We start from the raw sequence: 421 nt of genomic DNA on the forward strand, positions 1-421 counted from the left end.
GGATTTACAAAATCAAGTTTTATCCGAGCAATTCCAAAAATATACATCACATCAACCTCGTGTCAGAACTATCCCAGTAGGTAGTCTACATCAATTAAGTTATCCAATTGGGGAAAGAAAGCGATATTCTATGCTTACGGCTTCTAGGTTAGCTAGTGAAAAACATGTAGATTGGATTGCGAAAGCTGTAATTAAAGCTAAAAAGAAAGTGCCAAAATTAACATTTGATATATATGGTCATGGTAACGAAAGATCGAAAATTGAAGAAATCATTAAAGAAAATGAAGCACAAGATTATATTCAACTTAAAGGTCATAAGAAGTTAGATGAAATCTATGTGAACTATGATTTATTTGTATCGGCTTCAACAAGTGAAGGGTTCGGTTTGACCTTAATGGAAGCGGTAGGTTCTGGATTAGGC

General features: G+C 34.2%; 1 protein-coding gene. It reads left to right on the forward strand.

Annotated features, from left to right (window positions below; translation table 11 throughout):
- Positions 1-421 (forward strand): glycosyltransferase (locus AC066Y_RS43335; protein WP_478279151.1); only part of this gene is annotated, 421 nt, incomplete at both ends.

It is taken from the genome of Bradyrhizobium sp. USDA3010 (genome assembly GCF_056429065.1).